The following is a 22174-nucleotide window of genomic DNA, read 5'->3' as shown; positions in this document are numbered from 1 at the left end:
GATTTCGCATCTTATCGCGGGATAGAGTAGAGGTTATCTCGTTGGGCTCATAACCCAAAGATCGGAGGTTCGAATCCTTCTCCCGCTATTCCCTTTGTTATCTTAATTCTAAGAGAAGAAAGATAATAAGTTCGCTACACTCAGTTTGATCTATATAAATGTTTGTATCCGAGTGATTTTTATTTGAATTCGCAAGAAGATATTCTCTCTAGTAGTTTGTAAAAGATAAGGGAAATTTCTCATAGATTTCTACAGGATTAGAGGGCTTTTTTCTATAGAAATTTTGTTTCTATTTAGAATTTTAAACAGTATATTTCTTGTAGGAAAATAATGAGTTATGTTAGATTTCGCATCTTATCGCGGGATAGAGTAGAGGTTATCTCGTTGGGCTCATAACCCAAAGATCGGAGGTTCGAATCCTTCTCCCGCTATCTTTTTTTACCATCTTGTGTGCATGGCGGTATAGCTCAGGTGGTTAGAGCGGCAGAATCATAATCTGCGTGTCGTTGGTTCAAGTCCGACTACCGCTATTTTTTTCACAATCATCTTTAGAGGGTTCATTTTGGTCTTTTTTAGGGGTGTTTGTGCATTTACTTCTTTGTTTCCCATAGTAAAGTTAATGGACGTTGATCAACTATTTGTTCCTCGCTAAAGTACTGTAGAGGGCCTGGGAAACGGTAGTGATCTTCCATAAGATAGGTGTCACTATGTTTGAGTAAATGTTGAACTGCAGGAGCATTGGGATTAACAAAGTTGGTTTTGATGACAGGAGTTGGATTGCCAAATCGGTTTTCAATCTGCATCATTTTATATAAAGGAACACCTCCACCTAGCCATTGATCGTAGGGTTGTGCTAGGTTATTGATAGTGATCATGTAACCTGTTTTTTGTCTTGCTAAGAAGAGAGCGGACATAATTCCTAGAGCAATTCCATAGTTAGCATCAAAATTGGATGGGAATCCTGCTCGAGATTCGTATCCGAAAAAGTGGTTTACAGTTTGGAAGTCCATGTTGGGTTCAATTTTATAGATTTCTCTTTTTATCAATACGGCTAGGAGCTCTTCAGTAGCAATTTTAGATACTCGAACATTACCATAAGAATCCCTAGCGATTAGTAACTGTTGAGCAATTTCTACTGGGAAGGAAGAAAAGGTTTTTAAAGATTCTGGGGAAAGATATTTATCAATGTTTTCTAAAGTCAGATTGTTTTCTAAAAGGAGAAAATTAAGTTCTTGAATGAGTTTCTTTGTATCGGTGATATGTTCGATTAAACCTTCAGGGATCAAGATAGTACTGTAATTTTTCCCCGATCGGTAACGGTTTACTAGGCCTATAGCGATGTGCTTGCACAAATTTTGAAGGGATATCTTCCGCATAGCAATGTGCTCACTGATAAGAGTAATATTAGGAAGAGTTTGTAATCCGCATTCTAAGGTTGTGTGAGAAGATTGTTTGCCCATAAGCCTAACAAAATGGTGGTATTTCTTAATGGACAAGGTATCTTTTTCTAAATTTCCGATCATTTCTGTATAGGTGCGGCAGGAAGAGTGAAACCCTAGGGGTATTTCTATCCAAGCATTTTTAAGATCACCATCAATAGTTTTGGGAACTCCTACAATGGGAATACGACAATTATGTTCTAGGAAGTACTCAGCGAGCATAGCTGCATCGCTATTGGAATCATTCCCACCAATAATGAGTAAACCATCTAAATGTAGTTTTTTTACAGTCGCTAAGATAGTACTTTTTTGTTCTTTTGTTTTGATTTTTTCTTTACTGGAGGAGAGCATATCAAATCCCCCAACATTGTAATAATCATAGATTACGGAAATATCGAGATCTTTATACAAGCCTCGAGTTAGCCCTAAAGGACCTTGAATGAAACCCAGGAGCTTTGTTTTCGAGTTAAAGGCTCGTAATCCTTCAAAAAGTCCTATAACCACATTATGACCTCCGGGAGCTTGACCTCCAGAGAGTAAGACTCCTATTTGTAAGGCTGGTGAAGATAGAGGCTCTCTTTTTTTTATACAGACTTCAGGGATGGCACACAAGTTGGGGAGGGATTTTTGAAGTTCTGATGGAATTTGCGGAGTATTTATAGAATCGCAAATATGCAAAGTAGTGATTTCATTTAAGAAGCTTAATGTTTCAGGACGATAATGTAGTCGTTGCAATTCGAAATAGCTTTTATTTACGGATAAGAGTTCCATAGAGCCTATCTAAGAGAGGAGCTGTTGTTTTAACCATTCTACCAGTTCCATTATTATGGAACTAGAATGAGGAAGATTGTGATTTATTTGAGGATAGGTACGGATATCACAAGGATGAGATTTCTTATTCATAGCATCTTTGAAGATGTTTTGATGACGAAGAGATACGGTAGTATCTTCTTCCCCTTGCATATGGAGTATGGAAAGAGAAGACGAAAATTTCGAAACTTCTTTCGTGATATCCATTTCAATAAATTGTGAACAAAAAGTCTTATTAATAGGCAGACCTGCATAAAGAATGTCTTCTGAAGATGTAGAATGCGTGAGAAGATCGTTGGGGATATTCATAGTTTCCTGTAGCCATATACTTCCTTGAATTGTAGGTGCCCAGACAGCAAGGCTATGGATGTGGGGAAAATAAGGGACTGATATTAATGCCAGTGTACCTCCTAAGGAAGAGCCGAAAATAGAGATTTTCTTGGTGTCAATGTTGTTAAGACTATAACTATAGGAAATAATATCTTTAACACTAGTTAGATAATCATCAAATGAGAAATCTGCCAGAGAGCCTTCAGCATCCCCATGTCCTGGAAGATCAACACGTAATGTAGCAATCCCACATGCAGAAAGTTTCTCAGCAAGTTCTACATGGGATCGGTGAGATCCTATTTTATTAGAAGCCAGGCCATGCAAGATGATAACTAGAGGATAGGGAGGTACAGCATGTTTAGGAGTATGGAGAATTCCGAAAGTAGCTACTGTATTGAGAACATAGAGTTGAATACTTTGTCTTTGTTCATGTGTTAGGCAGATAGTGCTCATTAGAATATATTTCTCCTACATTTGTTTTTTATCCCTTGGATGATTTAGTAATTTTTTTGAAGGAATTACCTCTTGATTTTCGAAAGGGTAATTTTAGAGATCAAGGGAAAAATTAATAGTTGCAATCAGGAATTTCCATACATATTGAACACCTTTTTTGCCACTCATTATGATTAAGTAATAACGTTAGAGGTGGAAAATGGTCTGAGTGTGTTTTTGGAGGTGTGTGAATTTGTAACGGTCCTAGAAAACGGTAAGAATCTTCAAGAGCCCAGATTTTTCTATAAAGCTTGAATTTACGAAATGCAGGACTTCCAATATCAATGAGACTCTTTTTAATTCGTGGTTGTAGGGTTCCATCTGGCTTTTTTTGTGTAGTGAACATTTTAACAATAGGGATGGCTCTTAAGCGCCATTTATCTACAATATTAATAAGAGATTCTATTGCAGCAAGATAGCCATTGCATCGATTGAGAACTAGGATTCCAGATCCAAATCCTAACGCATAACTATAGGTATTATCAAATTTAGTTGGTATACAGGATCTTCCTTCGTAGCCTAGAAAGTGAGAAATCGCATTAAAGGGGACATTTTTAAAATGTTTTTGCAAGTGGTTTGAGACAAGATGAATCAGAAGTTTATTTACATGAATTTTGGATACATAGACATTACCATGAGCATCACGATCATGAAGTAATTGATGTACGATTCCTGGAGGGAAACTTTTAAGTAGTAGCTGAGACTCCTGAGATAATTGAGAAAATTTGTCTATGCCTTCAGGAATTTTTTCGATTTCTTTCACTAAGTTATTGATTTCTGGGATGAATTCAATGAGTCCTTCGGGAATAAGGACAACACCATAGTATTTTCCCATAGCGGCCCTATCAGCAATGATGGAGCACATTTTATGAATGATAGTTTTTAAGGGGATATTCTTTTCAGCGATTTCTTCACTGATTAGGGCGATATTGGGATGCGTTTGCAGAGTACATTCTAGAGCAATATGAGATGCCGATCTTCCCATAAGCTTAATGAAGTGGTAATGAGCTTTTCCTGATAGAGCATCTCGAGAAATATTACTAATAATGGATGAATAAAACTTTGTTGCTGAGTCAAATCCAAATGTAATGTCTAAGAAGAGGTGCTGAAGATCACCATCAATAGTTTTTGGGACTCCAACAATACAAGTTTTTGGATAATGTTGAGAAAAATATTCTGCGAGAATAGCAGTTGCGGTATTTGATCCGTCACCACCGATAATTACGAGGCCATCCAGATGGAGGTTTTTGACAGTTTTGAGAATAGAAGATTTATTTTCTTCGGTAATGATGTTTGTTCTTCCAGTCCCTATACAGTGGAATCCTCCTGAATTTCTGAAGGATGCCATGAATTCTTCATTGATTTCTACGGTCTGGTTATGGATCAATCCCTGTCCATTATTAATAAATCCTATTAGAGAACTATCAGAATGAATTTTTTTTATACTGTGTAATAAGCCCCAAATGACATTGTGACCTCCAGGTGCTGGTCCTCCAGAGAGCATAACCCCCACTTTTATAGGTTTTTTAGATAGAGGTTCTCCTGAGATAAATTTCAGGTAAGGGTTGTTATAAGTATGAGGAAATAGTTGAGTAACTTGAGGATCACATGGTGAGGAAAACCGTGTATCTTGAGTAGGGACGAGATCTGGGAATTTCTGTAATTCCCTAGGTAGTGGAGGGATATCAGGAATAACTACTCTATCAGAGTTGCGAGGATCTAACTGCATAGGTTCAATTGGTAAGGTTCTTATTTTATCATTTCTCAAAGTTTTTCTTTTTTTGATAAAGAAAATTTTTTATGAAAACACTTAGCAATTAAATTAATCCAAGAAGTTTCCACCATAAGCTACCTAAACCTATCCAGGTAACGATATTAAATATACTTAATATAAAACCGGATCTCCACCATTCTTTAATATTTACGAGTTTGGAACCGAAGTATAGGGGAGCGGGTCCTGATCCGTAATGAGTAAGGCCTCCAAATAGATTACTAGAAAACGCTAAAGATAAAACCGCAAACATAGGATTAGTTCCTAGAGAAATAGCTACAGCAAGAAAAACAGGATACATGGCTCCGATGTGCGCCGTATTACTTGCGAATAAGTAATGAGAATAAAAATAAATTAAGAATAAAATGGGGAAACCAATTTTCCAGGATAATCCTGCTACAGCAGCTGCGGCAGTCTCTCCAATAAGTGGGATAAACCCTAGTTTATTGAGTAGAGAGGCCATCATAATTAGTGCCCCAAACCAAATAAAAGTTTCCCAAGCAGTTGTGTTAGCAATGACATCTTTTTGCCAGTCTAAAATATTGGTGAGGATGAGCAGAGAGATCCCGATAAGAGCTGCTGTTGTTGCTGATATTCTTAGGAAATCTCCGAAAGTCCACAAGATTACAAGTAGACTAAAAATCATAAGGATGATTTTTTCGCTTTTTTTGAGGGGGCCCATTTCTTTTAAGCGTAGTTTTGCAGTACGAATAGCTTCTTCACATGAACTAATTGTTGGTGGATAGAGTCTGTACAATATGATGGGCATGAAAATTAGGCTTATCAGCCCAGGGAGGATAGCAGCTTTCGCCCATATGGACCAAGTTAGGGAGACTTTTATATGGCTAGCAAGAGAGGCTATTAAAGGATTTCCTGCCATAGCAGTAAGAAACATCGCGCTAGTAATTACGGAACTTTGATAAGCTACTTTAATAAGAAAGGATCCGATTAGACTTTCTGTGCCTTTTTCTGATGTGCTTCCAAAAGATTCTGATAATGCCATAACTACAGGATAAAGAATTCCTCCTGAGCGTGCTGTGACGCTAGGAATAGCCGGAGCTAATAAACAATCTGTAATTACTAAACCGTAACTGAGTCCCAGAGGGTTTTTTCCAAGTACGCTGACGAAGAAATACGCAACACGTTCTCCTAGTCCTGTTTTGATTATTCCTTTAGCGATAGAAAAGGATAGAAAGACCAGCCAAGCTATAGGATCATGAAATCCTGATAAACCTTGTTCCAGAGTGAGTGTTCGCATTAATAAGAGGGTAGAGATGCCGATGATAACAATAGCACCCATGGGAACAGGTTGTAAGATAATACCGAGGATCGTTGTTGTAAATACAGCGAAGAGATGCCAGGCGTTAGGATTGATGGCTTCCGGGTGAGGACAAAACCATAGGCCTAAGAGGACTAGAGTAAGAAAAAGAAGAGATAGAAAGCGCTTATGTTTATTCACTGGGCACCTTTTGGGGTTAATGTCTGTTGGAAAGTATGGGCTATGGGCTAGGGTTCTATAGGGAAATCTTCTAACCATTTTTCCATTTCTTCCAAGGTATCATTGATAAGCTCTGGAGAAGAAAGAAGTTCCTGAATGCAGGATTCGATTGTTTCTTCACGTATGATGTTAGTCACATCTTCCATACTTATAAACGTTTCGTCTATCAGCCCTGCTTGAAAAGCTTTGCTAATAGGATAAAAGAGTTCTCCGGGATATAGAGCACATATGGCAGCTATTAAACTATCCCAGGCAAAGGATGGGAATTTTTCTAACCTGTAGTTTAATAATTCTCCAAAATAATGAATAGTTTTCTCTCGTGATATTTTTTTTGCCCCAACAAGGTGAACTAGGCTGGATATCCCAGCTGCTTTTACATAAGGATTAATTCCTGGAGTTTCTATAAGGTCTTTAATTAGAGATTCATCTTCACACACGCTAGCAAAGATCCTGGAGAGATCTTCAGTAAGAACATCACCAGCAATAGCATGAGGCGTATCATCTGTGAAGGAAAACAATTTAATAATTAGGGGTAAGGCACGACTTTCTCGAAACTGGGCGAGTAGATACATTGCATAAAGGTGACCTTGATAACTACCGTCATTAATTAGCTCGGGAATGCGCTCGCTAGCCTCTTCAAGGATATGGAGTAGATAGGGAATTATTTGCTTATGTTTGACAATAGCCGCTTCGATAGCTTCTCTAGGAAGAATTCCTTCATCATAGGCAAGATCCTCCAAGATATGGGAAATTTCCATCATTAATGATGCTCCATTACAATGGCCATTATTTTTGAGTCGTAGCACTCTCTATTTCTTCTGTCAATGATTTAACACCATGCTAAGTTTTTTCAATATGTTTCAAAGACAAGATTATAAGTTTCGCAACTACGTACTGTTATTTAACTAATACTTGAGGATAGTACGAGGAATATAATGCAGTATACATAACTGCTTACATACTACAAAGAACTTTAGGTATTAAAATGTTTCTTTTATAGACTTAACTTTTATACTAAAACATAGTTTTTCTCAAAATCCATAGTGGGGTCCGTATATTCTAAAGAGAAGCTGGGGATGGCGTCTAGCAGTTCCTGAGTTTTTTTATGCTCAGGAGTTTGAAAAATTTTTTCTTTAGTGGAGTATTCGACAATCATTCCTTGATGCATGACAGCGATAGTATCTGCCAGGTAATATGTTGCAGACATATCATGAGTAATAAAGAGTAGAGTACTTTTATATTCTTGTTTTATGGTTTGAAATAGCTTTAGGATGAGGGAGCGATTGAGTGTATCTAGGGCAGACAAAGGTTCATCGCAGATAAGAAGATCGGGTTCGCAGATTAAAGCTTTGGCAATGGCAACACATTGTTTTTGCCCTCCACTGAGTTTGTGTGGTTTTAAAGGAAGAACAGATCGGGGTAGGTTCACAAGTTCTAGGACTTGATATAGTTTCTCTTTTGACTGCTGCATGCCGAGGATGTTTAGGGGCTCTAGAATAAGTTCCCTAACGTTCATTGTTGGATTTAGACTAGACGAAATATCTTGCCAGATCATTTGAATGACTTTGGCTTTTGGAGTTTTAGGATTTACATGAAAAGTAATCGTTCCTGAATTAGCTTTCATTAATCCTAAGATTGCTAAGGCTAACGAAGATTTCCCTGATCCACTGGATCCTACGATGGCTAAGCATTCTCCTTTTTTTAATTGTAAACAAACATCTTTAAGAATGACTTGTTTTCTAACTATTAGAGAAAGATGATCTATGGTTACTAAATGAGTCATAAGAGTTAGGTAGTGTTTGATTTTGTTAATGGGCAGATTTTTTTTCGTAAAATAGGGGATGAGGAAGCAGTAAGGGGGATTTTTTCTATTGAGTTAAGGAGACGTTGGGTATAGGGATGGTCGGGGGAGGAGAATACTTTATTAACTCTTCCTGCTTCCACTAGTTGACCATCTTTAATAATAGCGATGTCATCACAGAGTTCTGTAACAAGAGCAAGATTATGTGTAACAAGTAGGATAGTGGTATTTTTTTCTATACTTACGTTATGCAATATGCGTAATACTTGGGCTTGAGATATGGAATCCAGGGCTGTGGTGGGCTCATCGGCAAGAATAAGTTGTGGTGAGCTGGCAAGCGCAATGGCAATTACAACACGTTGTCGCATACCTCCACTGAGTTCAAAGGGATAAAGGTGAAAACAACGTTTGGGAATGTGTACGCTAGAAAGGAGATCAAGTGCTTTGTCATAAGCTTCTTGTCGTGTAATTTTTTCGTGATGAACTAGAGTTTCAATAATTTGTTCTCCAATCTGCATAGATGGTGTCAGTGATCCCATAGCATTTTGTAGTATAGTAGAAATCTTTCTGCCACGGATTTTTTGAAAATCTTTTTGAGATAATGTTACGAGATCTTTTCCTTCGAAGAAGATGTTTCCTTGGGCTATTGTACAGTTATCGGGAAGAAATCCAAGAATAGCTTTAATAATTGTGGTTTTCCCTGATCCATTTTCACCGACTAAGGCTAAGCTACGCTGTTTTTGTATTTTTAAAGATAGAGAGTGAATCAGTTGTTTATGGGGACGGTTTGAGGTAATTGTTAGGTTATTAATATGGAGTAGGGAATTAAGCATGGGAGTTTTCCTCAATAAACAAAGTTTTCGCTCCCTCTCCAACTAAGTTAAAACTGATAGAGAGTAATATCATAAAGGCTGATGGAATGAAAAATAACCAAGGGTAATAATCAATAGCATTGATTCCTTCTTTTACTAATGTTCCTAGACTTGCTTGTGGAGGCTGGATACCTAAACCTAAAAAGCTAATAAAAGCTTCTGTATAGATAGCACTTGGGATGGTAAAGATTAATGTAGAAATTATAGGGGCAAAGGTATTGGGCAGAAGGTGGTTTTTGAGAATATGAAAAGTAGAAGCATTCATAGCTTTCGCTGATAACACGAATTCTTTGTTTTCTAGGAGTAAAAATTGTTTGTAAATGATCTTTGCTATAGGGATCCATCCAGTGAGTGTCATGGATAGAATTAGGGGCAAGAATCCATGGTTAAAGATCACTAATAGAAGAATAATTACGGGAATTTTTGGAATGGAAAAGAAAATTTCTGTAATTCGCATCATAAGAAAAGCCACTTTTTTCCCTGTAGCCAGAGCTATTGTTGACCATAGGAGACCTATACAAACATCAATAAATGTAGCTGTTACCGCAATGAGTAGTGATAAACGCAGTCCCTGAATTGTTCTAGCTAGCATGCATCGACCTAGAGCGTCTGTTCCAAAAGGAAAAAGTTTTCCAGGAGGAGTCAGGGTATGTTCTAGAGATGTCATTTCATAGTTTGGGTAAAGCCATGGAAGGAAAATAGCGCTCAATATCAATACCCCTAATAGAGACATCCCTAGCATGAGCATAGAATTACTTTTTATGTGTTTCCATAGCGAGTGATTAGTAGGGATATCCATAGATGTTATTAATGTATCCTAAATTTCTATTGTTTAGTTTTTCGTGGTGTTATCTTTCATGTCGATGATGTCTATTTTTTTATAGGAGTAGCGAAGTTGAGGATCTATCATAGCCTGTAGAAGATCAGATAGTAGAGAAGATAGCATGAAAAAAGTACCATAAAATACCGATAGCCCTAGGGTTACAGGATAATCACGTTGTTTTATACTACAGACGAACCATTTGCCAAGTCCTGGAATACAAAAAATATTTTCTATGGCAAATGTTCCTGTCATCACAGTGGTTACAAGGAACGCAGCGTAAGAAATCGTGGGAAAGACAGCATAGGGAAGTATATGTTTTAGAATGATTTTCATAGGGGGCAAGCCTTTGGCATAAGCAAGCAAAGCATAATCTTTATTAAGAACTGAGGATACAGAAGAGCAGGTTAATTGAGTGATAAATGCCATAGGAGTGATTGCTAATGCTAGTGAAGGTAAAATGGTATGACTGAATCCTCCCCAACAAGCTATAGGGAAAATCGGAATTTTCACAGCAAATAGATATTGTAATATGGTTGCTAGTACAAAAGCAGGAATTGATATTTGAAAGATAGAAGAGAATAGGATATAGCGCCCTTGTTTTTCCTTTCGTATAGCTGCTAGTGTTCCTAAACAAATGCCTCCGAATATAGATAATATGAGACTTTCAATTCCAAGAATTGCTGATGCTGGAAAAGCTGTGGCAATGATGCTAACCACACTTCTATCTTTGTATACTAGGGAATTTCCAAAATTCAGAGTGACTAAAGATTTAAGATATTGAAGATATTGTTGATGTAGGGGTTGATTTAATCCGTATTGTGCTTTGAGGATTTGTAGTGTTTCTTGTGATAAGGTATTACCGTTTTCATCATTGAAAGGATCCCCAGGGATAGACTTCATTACTAAGAAAGTAAGAGTAAGAATTACCCATAAAGAGAGCAAGTTAAATATCAGACGCTTACTTATATAACGGAGCATGATTTATACCTGGTGCTTTAATATGGTAAGTATTCCTGACAACAACCTTTTTTCTTCAGACAGTATATTCCTACTTTTTCCTAGCTTCAATATAAAATTATTCGTGGATTTCTTGGAGAGGAATTTTAAAATATTTTTTCAAGTTTAAGTGACTAATTGATGTAAAGCAAGTAGTAAGAGGAAAAATCTTAAGAATTCTGTAATTATTATTTTGATAACGATAATTTTTTAAGATCCACATGTCCTAGAGGAGAACAATGTGCATGTTGTATTTTAGGATTCGCAGCATATACATATTCAAAATGATACAGAGGAATTAAGGGTAAATCTTCTTTGATGAGATTCTCTGCAGTATATTGGTCTTCATGATTTGGAGATGTCTGTAGTTTATTAATAATGGAATTGTACTGCGTATTTCCCCAATGAGTTAATGATTTTGAGGATGTGTTCTGCATTGCATTACCAAGAATTGCTAAGAAGGAGGAAGAACGAGGGTAATCGGCTATCCACTTCCCAGTAGCAAGAGCAAAGTCTCCCCGATTACGTTTATCTAAAAAATGGTGATATTCCATACCTTGAATTGTCATGGAAATTCCTAAGACATTTTTAATTTGTTGTTGAATTTCTTGCACAATCGCATTTAAAGACGCTGATTCTAAAGGATAAATAATTGAGAGTTCTGCAATTTGTTTTTGTGAAAGTTCTTTTTGTGCTTCTTTGAAATATTCTCGAGCAATAGCTTCTCTTTGTTTTTTGGATAAACGACCTTGTGTGGGTAGTGTAGATAAGGATGGAGGAAGAAAATTCTCAGCAACTTTCCCACAATTAATGAACTGTAGTAAAGCGGATTTATCGATAGCGTAGCTTAAAGCTTGGCGTAGGGATTTATTGTTTATCAGAGTATTGTTAAGGTTACATATGAGTGCTGTTGTACCCAATACTGGATATTTATGCAGTTTTTCTTGTGGTATACGGTTTTGGTCTTCTTTGGAAATTGGTGCACTCCAGGGAGATCCCATCCAATCAATGAGTTTTTTTTGTAATAATTGGAGAGCTGTATGCGTATCGGGAATAACCTGGAAAATAATAGCTTCTAGTTGGACGATATTGTGGTCATGGTAAAGGAAATTTTTCTTTATAATGAGTTGATTTTGGGGATGATAGGAGTCAAGAACAAAAGGACCATTTGAGATATTAGGAAAAACAGATTCTCGCGTTTTATAATAGTCTCTTAAAGATACGTGTACAGGGAAAAACAGAGGGTGGGATAAGAGTTCGAGGAAATAGGGGAGAGGTTGTTCTAAAGTGATTTCTAGTGTGAGATCGTCAATAGCATGAATTCCTAAGACATCAATAGGAAGTTGGCGATTAGTAATGGCTTCGGAATTTTTAATCACTCCCATAAGGAGGGCTGAGGAACCTGTTACTTCTAGTTGATGGAGTTGTTTCATGGATTCTTCGAAATCATATGCTGTGACGGGATCGCCATTACTCCATTGTGTAGGTTTAAGATAAAACGTATAAGTAGTTTGATCACCAGAAATTGTATAATGGGTTGCTAATGCTGGTTGAGGATTATCATTATCTTCTCTCATGAGTCCTTCATAGAGAGCTTTTGCTATAGAAATATCTTTACTTAGGAAGGCAATTCGAGGATCTAAGGATAGTGGATCGTGGCTAATAGCAATTTTTAGTGAGTTTGGATGTTGGATTTGCTGAGTACACGATGAAATCCATCCTGTAATAATAAAAAAAAGAGATACTCGTAAGATAAGGTATGTAGAACGAGATTTTCTTTTCATATAATTAAAATAAGTTTTTATGATTGGACATGACGAGAATCTTAATAAGTATACAAGGCGATTTTTCAATCTTCAACATAAACCTAATTTTAGATTTTATTTATGTGCCTCCTATTATTTAAATAGATAGTCTTTTCTATTCGTAATAGATCATTAAGTTAGGGGAATTATTGATTTTCTTAAGTTGAATAGAAAAATATTTCATCTATCTAGATGGACGAGGGTTCTTGTAATATAAAAATTTAATGAAAATAAGTCGTATTTTGATAACTTGAAGGGATTTTCATAAACGAAGTTCAAGAACAGCAGGCATATTTAAGATCAACGGCTCCTGAAGAATTATGTAGAATGTTTTTTATGTGCACTGTGGTTAAGTAATCATAGCTCATGTGATAAATAGGGAATATTTCTAGATTTTTTATAAGTTTTTCTGGTTCAGATTCCAGTATTACGGGAGCATTGGGATAGAGAGCAACCCCTGTCCCTGTAGCTAAGGAAAAATCACGATTCTGACGTTTATTTAGAAATGCATGATATTCTAATCCTTCTGGGATAATGTCAATATCTTCTCTTTTCAATTGTTCTTTTAGTATCTCTGCAATGTGTTGACAACGAAGTATATTCGCTGGATAGATAAGTGTGAGTTTCTGAGGAAGCATTGTTGTTTTTCTCTTTAAGTAGGGAATTTCTAGTTGAATATCTCGTTTCAGTCCGTATGCGGGTTCTTGGTTATTTTGTAGGGCATATTGAATGATTTCCTCCCTATTAATAGCTGACGCAAGGCGACGACGATTGTCTATATTTGATAGAAAAGGATCTTGAGTATTAATTGTAAGCCAGAAAATACCTTCTACTGGATAGCGAGTATATAAATAGTGAGAACTCTCTTTAAGTTCTTTGGGAAGTCCTTGATGCCAAGGTTGTCCCAACCACTGAATTTCTCCTCGTTGTAACAGTAATGCTGCTGTATATAAATCAGGTACGACTAGTAGATGAATAGAATTCACAGCAACTTTATTTTTATCGTAGTAGTGAGGATTCTTTCCTAATATTAGGCAATGGTTAGGTATATGGGTGATAAGATGAAAAGGTCCGCTAAAGACGTTTAGGTTATCAGGATTAAAGACTGAAAATACTGGTGAAGATAAAATGCCAAGGATATTGGGATTAGGAGCATCCAAAGTTAATGTAATTGTTGAGGGAGAACATGAAGAGAAGCGGATTCCGTCAAATAGCTTGCGGTGAGGGGAGAATTTTTTTGCATATTCCCATGCTTTTACAATATCGTGAGCTGTGATTTCTGTACCGTCATTCCAGCAGGTATTAGGTTTTAAAAAGAAAGTGTACTGGGTTTCATCAGTAGATACTGTATAGTGGCTAGCTAAAGCTAGTTCTACACAGGTAGGTGTATTGGTATTTTCTCTTGTCAGGCCTTCAAATATGAGTTTAGATATGGAGAGATCTAAAGCACGTTTTGCTTGTTCGGGAGATAAAGACAGGGGGTCATCGTAAATAGCAATCGTTAATGCAGGCTTATTGCTAAAAGATTTAGAGCAACAGCCTCCCATAAGGAAAGAAAAGAACAGAACAATAACCGATCGTAGAAATATAATAACTTTCATTAATACTTATGAATGAAAATTCGATACGCGATTTATGCTATTGTATTTTGATAAAATATACTAGGATTGTACTATTTAGTTGATAGGAAGATGAGTTTTTTCTTGGTGTTAAATTTATTTGTTAATTCATATAAATCTAAGATTTAGTGTGATTTAAATAGATGGCTTTAGATCTGGCATACTATCTAAAAAGCTAGAAAGAATTAACGTCGCAGCAATACTATCAGTTTTTCCTTTTCTTTGTTTACGGCTGAGTCCACAATCTGTTTTTAACATGCGTTCAGCTTGTACCGAAGACAGCCTTTCATCCCAAAGAATAGTTTTGGTATGCGTTTGGAGTAAGGATGCTAATTTTTGTATTTCTTCTTGCAGATGAGATGTATGTTCCTTATGCATAGGAATAGGATTTCCTAAAACGACACAAGATATTTTCTTTTCTTGGATGATTTTATATAAATTGCTGGCTGTTTGTTCTATAGTTTCTCCTGTTTTCATAAAACCTATGGGTAAACTAATAAACAGAGGAGCTGCAGCCCAAGCAAGGCCTATACGTTTGTTTCCATAGTCGACTCCTAGAAATGTAGAAAACTGGTGATTACACATAGGTTTTATTCCTAGAGTGGAGAATAGCTGCTTGAATAAATCCTATAAATAGGGGATGGGGAGAGATTAATTTGGACAGAAATTCAGGATGAAACTGTACTCCCACCATCCATGGGTGATCTTCGACTTCAACAATTTCACAGAGTTTATGGTTGGGGCTATACCCTACAACTTTTAGACCATGATTTTGTAATTGTGGAATATAGTGAGAATTTACCTCATAACGATGGCGATGGCGTTCTTTAATTTCATGAGATTGATAACTTTGATATACTTTTGTTCCCGGAGTAAGAATGCAGGGATAAGCTCCTAGGCGCATGGTTCCTCCAGTTGCGACTAGAGCATCTTGCCCATTCATCATACAGATCACGGGATCAGGTGTATCTTTATCTATTTCTGTGGAATTAGCATTTTTTAGACGAAGAACATGTCGGGCGTACTCTACGACTAAGACTTGCATTCCTAGACAGATACCGAAATAGGGGATTCCTTGCTCCCTACAGATTTGTGCTGCTGCTATTTTTCCTTCCCAACCACGGGAGCCGAATCCTCCAGGTACTAGGCAACCATCACATTGTTCTAAGGTTTTATAGATATCAGGGTCTTCAGAATCTAAAGGTAGAATTTCTGCAGAGCAATTTAAGCTTAAAGCTGCATGAGTTATTGCTTCAAAGACAGAGAGATAGGCGTCTTTATGTTGTACGTATTTACCTACTAAACCGATTCGAACTTTATCAGGAAGGGGATGACATAAGCGGCTTACTAAATTTTCCCAGTCGTGAAGATTTTCTTGTTGTGTGTTTAGAGAAAGCTTTTTAGTAATCAATGTAGAAATTTTTTCTTTAGAAAGTATCAAAGGCATTTCATATATCGAATGTTTAACATCAATGACGTTGAACACCGCGTTTTGAGGAACGTTACAGAAAAGACTGATTTTCTTTTTAACTTCTTCTGATAGAGGAAATTCAGATCGGCACAGAATAGCATCAGGAATAATTCCAATGCTGCGTAAACTTTGTACAGAGTGTTGTGTAGGTTTGGTTTTGACTTCTCTTGAGGCTTTTAAATAAGGAACATAGGTCATGTGAATATTAAAGCAGTTGTCCTGATGTTCATAGCGAAATTGTCGGATGGCTTCTAAGAAAGGTAAAGATTCTATATCTCCTACAGTGCCTCCGATTTCCACAATTAAAACATCGGGTTGGCTTTCTTTTGCGCATTCTAATATCACTTCAATGATTTCGTTAGTGATATGAGGAACTACTTGGACTGTACTTCCTAAATAGCATCCATCACGTTCTTTTTTAATAACTCGAGCATAGATTTGCCCCGAAGTTGCAGAAGAATATTTTGATAAATCCACAGAAGAAAATCGATGGTAATGTCCAAGATCAAGGTCTGTTTCCATACCGTCATCGGTAACATAAACTTCCCCATGTTCGTAAGGATTCATGGTTCCTGGATCAACGTTAAGGTAGGGATCTAGCTTTAACATAGCTACTTTGAGGTGTTGTCTTTCTAGTAATAGAGCTAATGCTGCAGCTGTTAATCCTTTACCTAGAGAGGAAACAACTCCTCCTGTTAGAAAAATGCAATTGAATGGCATGTTAAATATTTTTCCAATTTGTTTATGTCTTCTGGATAATCTACTGAAGGACTTTTAGCATTCACAACACAAATATGAATCTCTCCTCCATGTTCTAGTATCCGCAGTTGTTCCAGATCCTCAGCCTGATTTAATGGTGTAGATGACAATTTGACATAGTCAAATAGAGCTTGTCTCCTAAATGCATATACCCCCATATGAAGATACATGGGTGTTTCTTTCTTTAGAATATGAGGGATAGGACTGCGACTAAAATATAGAGCCTTGCCGTTTTTATCGAAAACACATTTCACTTTATGATTTGTTAAGATTTCTTCAGAATCTGTTGTTTGGCTGACTGGGGTCACTATGTGAATTTTTGGATAAGCTTCAAGTTTTTCTATAAGTGTATCAATAACTTGAGGAGAAAGACAGGGCTCATCCCCTTGAATATTCACGATAATATCTGCTTCAGGTAGATAACGAGACGCAGCCTCAGCTATACGTTCTGTACCATTAGCACACTGAGGGGAGGTCATCACGCATTGACCACCAAAGTCTATAACATGATGCATAATGCGTTCGTCATCGGTAGCGACGATAACAGTATCTAATAGGGTACTTTGAATAGCATTTTCATAGGCTCTCTGTATCAAAGACTTCCCGAGTATAAGAGCCAGTGGTTTCCCTGGGAACCTTGTGCTTCCATGCCTAGAAGGGAGCACGCCAACTCTTTTACCTCCAAATACTTGCTGTTTCACTACGTATCCCCATAAATATCAGCGTATTTCTGTAGTTTAGGATTATTCTTGGAGGTTTTATAAAACACAAGATTTTTCATGAGATTTTCTTTTTTGAGTTTTATTTATAATAAAAAGTCGAAGAAGTAATATTATTAAATTAATAAATGTATTTTATTTTTATTTATGTTTTCAGCATTAAGTAGATTAATATTAATCATATTATTATCCGTTCATTCTGTTTACCCAGTGATGTTAGCGGCTAAAGAGAATAAAACAGGGTTTTTGTCGAAGGTTAAAGGCTGGTTTGCAGAAAAAGACGTTCGAGAGATTTTAGTCTCTGGAGATAAGAATGTTTTGAAGTGGAAGCGATACGATTATACATCAAATTGTGGATTTTCTGCTGAATTTCCTGAATCTCCGGATCATGCTGGTCAGATTATAGAGATCCCACAATCTGATCTGACCATACGTTATGATACTTATATAGCTGAAACTCAAGTAGATAATACAGTCTATGTTGTTTCTGTTTGGGAATATTCTGAAAAAGTGGATATCAGTCGTCCCGAATTAAATCTACAAGAGGGATTTTCTGGTATTTTACAGGCATTGCCAGAGTCCCAAGTGTTGTTTATGCAAGCAAAAGAGGTGCAAGGACATAAAGCATTAGAATTTTGGATTTGCTGTGAAGACATTTACTTTAGAGGTATGTTAATTTCGGTTAATCATACGCTCTATCAGGTTTTCATGGTTTATAAAAATAAGAACGCTAATGCTTTAGACAAAGAATATGACATGTTTACGAAGTCATTTAAGATTACTAAGGTACGCGAAGCAAGAGCTACAATAGATCTCAAAAGGAAAAGAGTTCGACTCTAATAAATGAATTCATTGAGCTATTAGATTATTTGTGAGTAACGGAGCATAGAAGGTTGGTTCTTTTCAAGACTAGTTTTCGCTACCTCTAGACTTGGAAAGAACTGTCTTCACTTAAAAAAGATTTTTCATTTTTTTAAACAACTTCTTTTTTTATAAGGAGACAAAAGTCTTTACAGGGAATCTTCATGGTTCTTCGTGTATTTTTTGTTATTTTTTTTGTTTATGTCTTCACCTCTTTTCCAGGGGAATCCATAGATATTTTTTCTGAAAAAGCATCACCACTATCTCGTATAGGAGTTATCCTAGCTCTACCAGGATCCCCAGAAACATTAGAGAACGATTATTCGGTTTCTTCTTGGTTTGGAAATAGTAAAAGAACCCTTGAAGGGAAGAGAACATACTATTCTGGAGATTTTTTCGGAAAATATGTAGTGATTTCTTCACTATGGCCTAATAAAGTTTCAGCATCTGTAATTGCATGTAATATGATTTTTAAACATCGTGTCGATCTAATTATAATTTTAGGTACATGCTATTCTCGATCAGAAAATGGGCACTTCGGTGATTTGCTAATTACTGAGGGATATATCAATTATGATTCTGATATGCGTCCTTTTTTCCCTAGATTTGAAATTCCTGATATTTGTCAGAGTGTATTTACTACGCATGCAGGTTACAGAGAAGCAGCTAAAATCGGGGGAAAACAGTTCATTCTTGATCATAAGAAATCCATAGAAGATACACTAAAAACATATGGATATTTAAAACCAACAACATCTTCAGAACATGCTCTTGTTGAAGGAATTATTGCCACAGGAGAATCTTTTACTATGTCGAAGAACTATTTTCTTTCTCTTCAGAAGATGTATCCTTCTATTCAAGGTTTCGATAGCGCAGGAGGAGCTATCGCTCAAGTATGTTATGAATACGATGTTCCATGTTTAGGAGTCAGTATTCTTTTGCCTCATCCTTTAGAGTCTCCAAGTAATGAAGACTGGAAAATATTACATAGTCAAACAAATAAAATGTATATGAACTCTCTTTTAAAGAGTTTGCTTCAAGAAATCTGTTCCATACACTAGTAGTTTTGTAATTCTTTAGTTGAGGTTAAATCTACTACTCAGTAGAATGGCTCTTTGTTTTCTATGCTTTTCAAAGGCAGTATTTAGGGGACTTAGCTTAGCTGGTAGAGCGTCTGATTTGCATTCAGAAGGTCAGGAGTTCGACTCTCCTAGTCTCCATATTCGCGGTTATAGCTCAGCTGGTTAGAGCGCGACACTGATAATGTCGAGGTCCCAAGTTCAAGTCTTGGTAACCGCAAACTGTCTTCTGATTATGAATCTTGGTTTTCTATGCTAGAAGTCAAGGGACTTAGTTATTCCTATGCTAACAAGTTGATATTCCAAGACGCCTCTTTTGTCGCTTCCCCAGGAAAAATATCAGTAATTCTAGGTTCTTCGGGAGTAGGGAAAACTACTTTATTTCGTTTAATTGCTAAGTTTTTGTCCCCAACGGATGGAAAAATCTTGTGGAAAGGGAATCCTATAACTCAAAAGGATGTTGCTTATATGCAACAGAAATCTCCCTTATTGCCTTGGAGAACAATAGAAAAAAATATTTATTTAGCATCAGAGTTAGGAAGACCAAGAAATTCCTCTATACCTCCAGAAAAATTCATTGAAGTTGTTGATTATTTTCGGATCAACGAACTTCTAGAACGTTATCCAGATGAAATTTCTGAGGGGCAAAAACAACGTGTTGCTTTGGCATGCCAATGCTTATCTTCAAAGCCTATATTATTACTAGACGAACCTTTTTCTTCTTTAGATGTGATAACAAAGGAAATATTATATGGTTATGTTCTACGACTTGCTGATGAAGATAAAAAAACTGTTATTTTGGTGACACATGATTTTAGAGACGTAGCTTTTCTAGGAGACTCTGTTTTCTTAATGAAGGATTATAGTCTTGTCCCTATAACATTTGATGATGGGTTCCGATCTTCAAAAAGTATAGACTTGCTGATAGAGAAAATCCGATCGAGTGTTTTGGCATGACTCTTTCCTTTATACCTTCACCTTCTACGGAATTAACTTATTCCGTACTCTCATCAGAAGAAAAATTACTCCTATATCAAGAAATATATTCCCATCGTTGGAAAGGAACGCCTATGGTCATATTAGGATCCATAGTTTTATTTGTTTCCTCTGCCCTTCTTTTAATTGGATCTTTGTTGCTGGGTTATCCTATCGAAGCGTTTTCATTGTTACATGATATTATTCTACCTTTTCTTCTGCCTGCTATCCTAGGAATTGTAGGGATTGCGATCCCCCTATTTTTCTTCGCTTCACTCCACCATGCCATGGCAGTGAAGAAACATAAACAATTAGCAGAAAGTAATTATATGCAAGTTCTGAAGTATTGCCATGAGAAACAACAGAAGGTTACCAAGCAAGTGCTTGCAGATTTTATAGAGACTCATGTTGTTATTCCTCAATATACGCGACAGTTTTCTTATATTACTTTATCGAAAACACTGGATATCGTTTCGGAAATAGAACCATCACAGTCTTCTCCATATGATGAAGACATATCTAAGGGAATTGAGTACACTATTTCAGGGATTTTTATGTCTAAGTATGAAAGAGAAAAGCGTAGGCAAAAAGAAAATAAAAAGGAATTACAACAGCTCTCCAAAAATACAACAATACAATAGGTTATGTAAGTAGGCTAAAATAGATCTAATGTTACTTTTTTTGTTGTATTTTCCCTATAGGCAAAATAATTAAAGTAATGCCTAGAATGATTATAGGAATAAGAAAAGGAGATTTTAAGGGAATATGAAAGAAAACAGGAGAAAGAAGAATAGCAGAGCTAAAAATAAGACAAAACCATCGTAAACGTCGGAGACTTTCAGCAAAAGAGAGTATCGATAACACAGTAATAAACCAACAGCACATACTGATATAATTTCTTAGTGTCCCACTAAAAGATCTCCCATAACCAGATTTCATACAAATAACAGAAAGAAAAATAGATAAAACTAGATTTATAGGGAAGGATATCCCCAAGAATGCCTGTTTGCATGCCTTGCTAAAAGGAAGAACTGTACGTTCTTCCCAAAATAAAGATTCTTTATAATATTCAGATCCAAATAATGCTAAATGAAAGAGTTCAGTTTTTTTCTTTGAGAATTGTGCAAGGTAGGAAAATGCAGCTCTGAGTTCATCATAGGCAAAGACACTAGCAATAGCAGGTTGTATAGTAAGGGATAAACATAGCCAATTTTCGGGACATAAATGTTTCAAAGTAATTAGAAGAAGAGTCATCACCATAGTGGATAGAAGAGTAACTGCTGTTACAATGACAATTTTTGGTCTTGTGTGCCAACGACGCTCTCCTCCGGATAGGGTCAATACCACCAAAAGAGAATAAGAAGTCATCATTGCGGGATAAATAAAAAACAAAGATTCATAGGAAGACTGGGTAATTCCTAGTGTTGAAGCTGTGAGATAGCGTGATTGTAGCCAACCTAATAAACTGAGTATTAAAACAGCAGCTCGTCTTCCTCCTGAAGAGGGATTATAAGGAATGCCTTCAGGAAGAGTAGGGCCAACTTCTAAAGGATCTGGTCGGGTAGGAGGAATACAGACAGTAGCGAAAATAGCAAAACCAATTAAGGTGTCGTTTGCAAAAACAGTGGAAGAACTTTTCATTAAACAGGGAAACATAGTTTCCCACATGCCTATGAATACTCCAAGCCAGAGTACAGAACGATGGATAAAAGATAGTGATGCTAATAGGATAAGCAGTAGCCCACATATTCTGTTCGATAGAATAATGGCAGTATCGTGATAATCGAGAATGCTGGGAGTGCAGATCAATAGCAATCCTAAAAAAGCAGGAAGAATGCTAAATTTAAAAAATCGATAGCGAAAATGCTTATAGATGTTTTCTATGCTTTCTTTATCCATACAAAGAAAAAGAGGAAGTTTTTCTTATCCATAGAGAGAAAATAATAAAACTAAAAGGTTTTTATATTTTTAGCGTTGATTCTTTAGGAATCACTGAGCACATTGGACTATTTCTCGATCATTCGTAGTGAAAAAATGCATTTCAATTTTTATTT

Annotated in this window: 19 protein-coding genes and 5 tRNA genes; 9 read left to right on the top strand and 15 right to left on the bottom strand. The window is 36.5% G+C overall.

Going from position 1 to position 22174, the window contains the following annotated elements; all coding sequences use genetic code 11:
• The first annotated feature begins 15 nt into the window (after window positions 1-15).
• The 3 genes from RT28_RS01870 to RT28_RS01860 all read left to right on the top strand — a co-directional run bounded on the left by RT28_RS01870 (window position 16) and on the right by RT28_RS01860 (window position 530).
• Window positions 16-88: transfer RNA gene (locus RT28_RS01870), tRNA-Met, on the top strand.
• 270 nt (window positions 89-358) lie between these two features.
• Window positions 359-431: transfer RNA gene (locus tag RT28_RS01865), tRNA-Met, on the top strand.
• 25 nt (window positions 432-456) lie between these two features.
• Window positions 457-530: transfer RNA gene (locus RT28_RS01860), tRNA-Met, on the top strand.
• A 60-nt stretch (window positions 531-590) separates the two neighbouring features.
• On the opposite strand, the gene RT28_RS01855 is transcribed toward RT28_RS01860, so the two are convergent.
• From RT28_RS01855 to kdsB, 14 genes are all read right to left on the bottom strand, one after another.
• Window positions 591-2210 (bottom strand): diphosphate--fructose-6-phosphate 1-phosphotransferase, encoded by a 1620-nt coding sequence (locus RT28_RS01855; protein WP_020356282.1) that lies wholly within the window; start codon window positions 2208-2210, stop codon window positions 591-593.
• A 9-nt stretch (window positions 2211-2219) separates the two neighbouring features.
• Window positions 2220-3032 (bottom strand): alpha/beta hydrolase, encoded by an 813-nt coding sequence (locus RT28_RS01850; RefSeq protein WP_020356281.1) that lies wholly within the window; start codon window positions 3030-3032, stop codon window positions 2220-2222.
• 112 nt (window positions 3033-3144) lie between these two features.
• Complete coding sequence (locus tag RT28_RS01845; protein WP_038500498.1) at window positions 3145-4800, bottom strand: diphosphate--fructose-6-phosphate 1-phosphotransferase; 1656 nt, start codon at window positions 4798-4800, stop codon at window positions 3145-3147.
• Window positions 4801-4888: 88 nt separating this feature from the next.
• A complete protein-coding gene (locus tag RT28_RS01840; RefSeq protein WP_020356279.1) occupies window positions 4889-6301 on the bottom strand; it encodes an anion permease in 1413 nt (470 codons plus the stop codon).
• Window positions 6302-6348: 47 nt separating this feature from the next.
• The gene (locus RT28_RS01835) at window positions 6349-7098 is read right to left on the bottom strand and encodes a DUF1186 domain-containing protein (RefSeq protein ID WP_020356278.1); all 750 of its coding nucleotides are present in this window, start codon (window positions 7096-7098) and stop codon (window positions 6349-6351) included.
• A gap of 251 nt (window positions 7099-7349) precedes the next feature.
• Window positions 7350-8123: an ABC transporter ATP-binding protein gene (locus RT28_RS01830; RefSeq protein ID WP_020356277.1), complete on the bottom strand. Its 774-nt coding sequence runs from the start codon at window positions 8121-8123 to the stop codon at window positions 7350-7352.
• Between the two features lie 5 nt (window positions 8124-8128).
• On the bottom strand, window positions 8129-8974 hold the full coding sequence (locus tag RT28_RS01825; RefSeq protein WP_020356276.1) for an ABC transporter ATP-binding protein: 846 nt from the start codon (window positions 8972-8974) through the stop codon (window positions 8129-8131).
• Complete coding sequence (locus tag RT28_RS01820; RefSeq protein ID WP_038500495.1) at window positions 8967-9812, bottom strand: ABC transporter permease; 846 nt, start codon at window positions 9810-9812, stop codon at window positions 8967-8969. Before RT28_RS01820 ends, RT28_RS01825 begins: the two co-directional genes overlap by 8 nt.
• A gap of 33 nt (window positions 9813-9845) precedes the next feature.
• The gene (locus RT28_RS01815; RefSeq protein ID WP_020356273.1) at window positions 9846-10814 is read right to left on the bottom strand and encodes an ABC transporter permease; all 969 of its coding nucleotides are present in this window, start codon (window positions 10812-10814) and stop codon (window positions 9846-9848) included.
• Window positions 10815-11020: 206 nt separating this feature from the next.
• On the bottom strand, window positions 11021-12616 hold the full coding sequence (locus tag RT28_RS01810) for a peptide ABC transporter substrate-binding protein (RefSeq protein WP_038500492.1): 1596 nt from the start codon (window positions 12614-12616) through the stop codon (window positions 11021-11023).
• Window positions 12617-12912: 296 nt separating this feature from the next.
• A complete protein-coding gene (locus tag RT28_RS01805; RefSeq protein WP_020356271.1) occupies window positions 12913-14238 on the bottom strand; it encodes an ABC transporter substrate-binding protein in 1326 nt (441 codons plus the stop codon).
• A gap of 153 nt (window positions 14239-14391) precedes the next feature.
• The gene (ruvX, locus tag RT28_RS01800; RefSeq protein ID WP_020356270.1) at window positions 14392-14841 is read right to left on the bottom strand and encodes a Holliday junction resolvase RuvX; all 450 of its coding nucleotides are present in this window, start codon (window positions 14839-14841) and stop codon (window positions 14392-14394) included.
• On the bottom strand, window positions 14834-16447 hold the full coding sequence (locus RT28_RS01795; RefSeq protein WP_038500489.1) for a CTP synthase: 1614 nt from the start codon (window positions 16445-16447) through the stop codon (window positions 14834-14836). The genes ruvX and RT28_RS01795 overlap by 8 nt, the downstream gene beginning before the upstream one ends.
• Window positions 16423-17187, bottom strand: coding sequence for a 3-deoxy-manno-octulosonate cytidylyltransferase (gene kdsB / locus RT28_RS01790; protein ID WP_020356268.1), 765 nt, complete (start codon window positions 17185-17187; stop codon window positions 16423-16425). The genes RT28_RS01795 and kdsB overlap by 25 nt, the downstream gene beginning before the upstream one ends.
• A 165-nt stretch (window positions 17188-17352) precedes the next feature.
• Here kdsB and RT28_RS01785 point away from each other — a divergent pair, with 165 nt between their 5' ends.
• From RT28_RS01785 to RT28_RS01760, 6 genes are all read left to right on the top strand, one after another.
• On the top strand, window positions 17353-18045 hold the full coding sequence (locus tag RT28_RS01785; RefSeq protein ID WP_038500485.1) for a hypothetical protein: 693 nt from the start codon (window positions 17353-17355) through the stop codon (window positions 18043-18045).
• A gap of 185 nt (window positions 18046-18230) precedes the next feature.
• Complete coding sequence (locus RT28_RS01780) at window positions 18231-19127, top strand: 5'-methylthioadenosine/S-adenosylhomocysteine nucleosidase family protein (protein ID WP_038500482.1); 897 nt, start codon at window positions 18231-18233, stop codon at window positions 19125-19127.
• Window positions 19128-19213: 86 nt separating this feature from the next.
• Window positions 19214-19286: transfer RNA gene (locus RT28_RS01775), tRNA-Ala, on the top strand.
• A 5-nt stretch (window positions 19287-19291) separates the two neighbouring features.
• Window positions 19292-19365: transfer RNA gene (locus RT28_RS01770), tRNA-Ile, on the top strand.
• A 32-nt stretch (window positions 19366-19397) separates the two neighbouring features.
• Window positions 19398-20102: an ABC transporter ATP-binding protein gene (locus RT28_RS01765; RefSeq protein WP_038501283.1), complete on the top strand. Its 705-nt coding sequence runs from the start codon at window positions 19398-19400 to the stop codon at window positions 20100-20102.
• The gene (locus tag RT28_RS01760) at window positions 20099-20761 is read left to right on the top strand and encodes a hypothetical protein (protein WP_020356264.1); all 663 of its coding nucleotides are present in this window, start codon (window positions 20099-20101) and stop codon (window positions 20759-20761) included. Before RT28_RS01765 ends, RT28_RS01760 begins: the two co-directional genes overlap by 4 nt.
• Before the next feature lie 31 nt (window positions 20762-20792).
• Here RT28_RS01760 and RT28_RS01755 read toward each other — a convergent pair whose 3' ends face one another.
• Window positions 20793-22019: an SPW repeat domain-containing protein gene (locus RT28_RS01755; protein WP_020356263.1), complete on the bottom strand. Its 1227-nt coding sequence runs from the start codon at window positions 22017-22019 to the stop codon at window positions 20793-20795.
• Between the last annotated feature and the right edge of the window lie 155 nt (window positions 22020-22174).

The sequence above is a fragment of the Chlamydia avium 10DC88 genome (genome assembly GCF_000583875.1).
Classification (GTDB): domain Bacteria; phylum Chlamydiota; class Chlamydiia; order Chlamydiales; family Chlamydiaceae; genus Chlamydia; species Chlamydia avium.
This window is presented reverse-complemented; position numbering and strand designations above follow the sequence as displayed.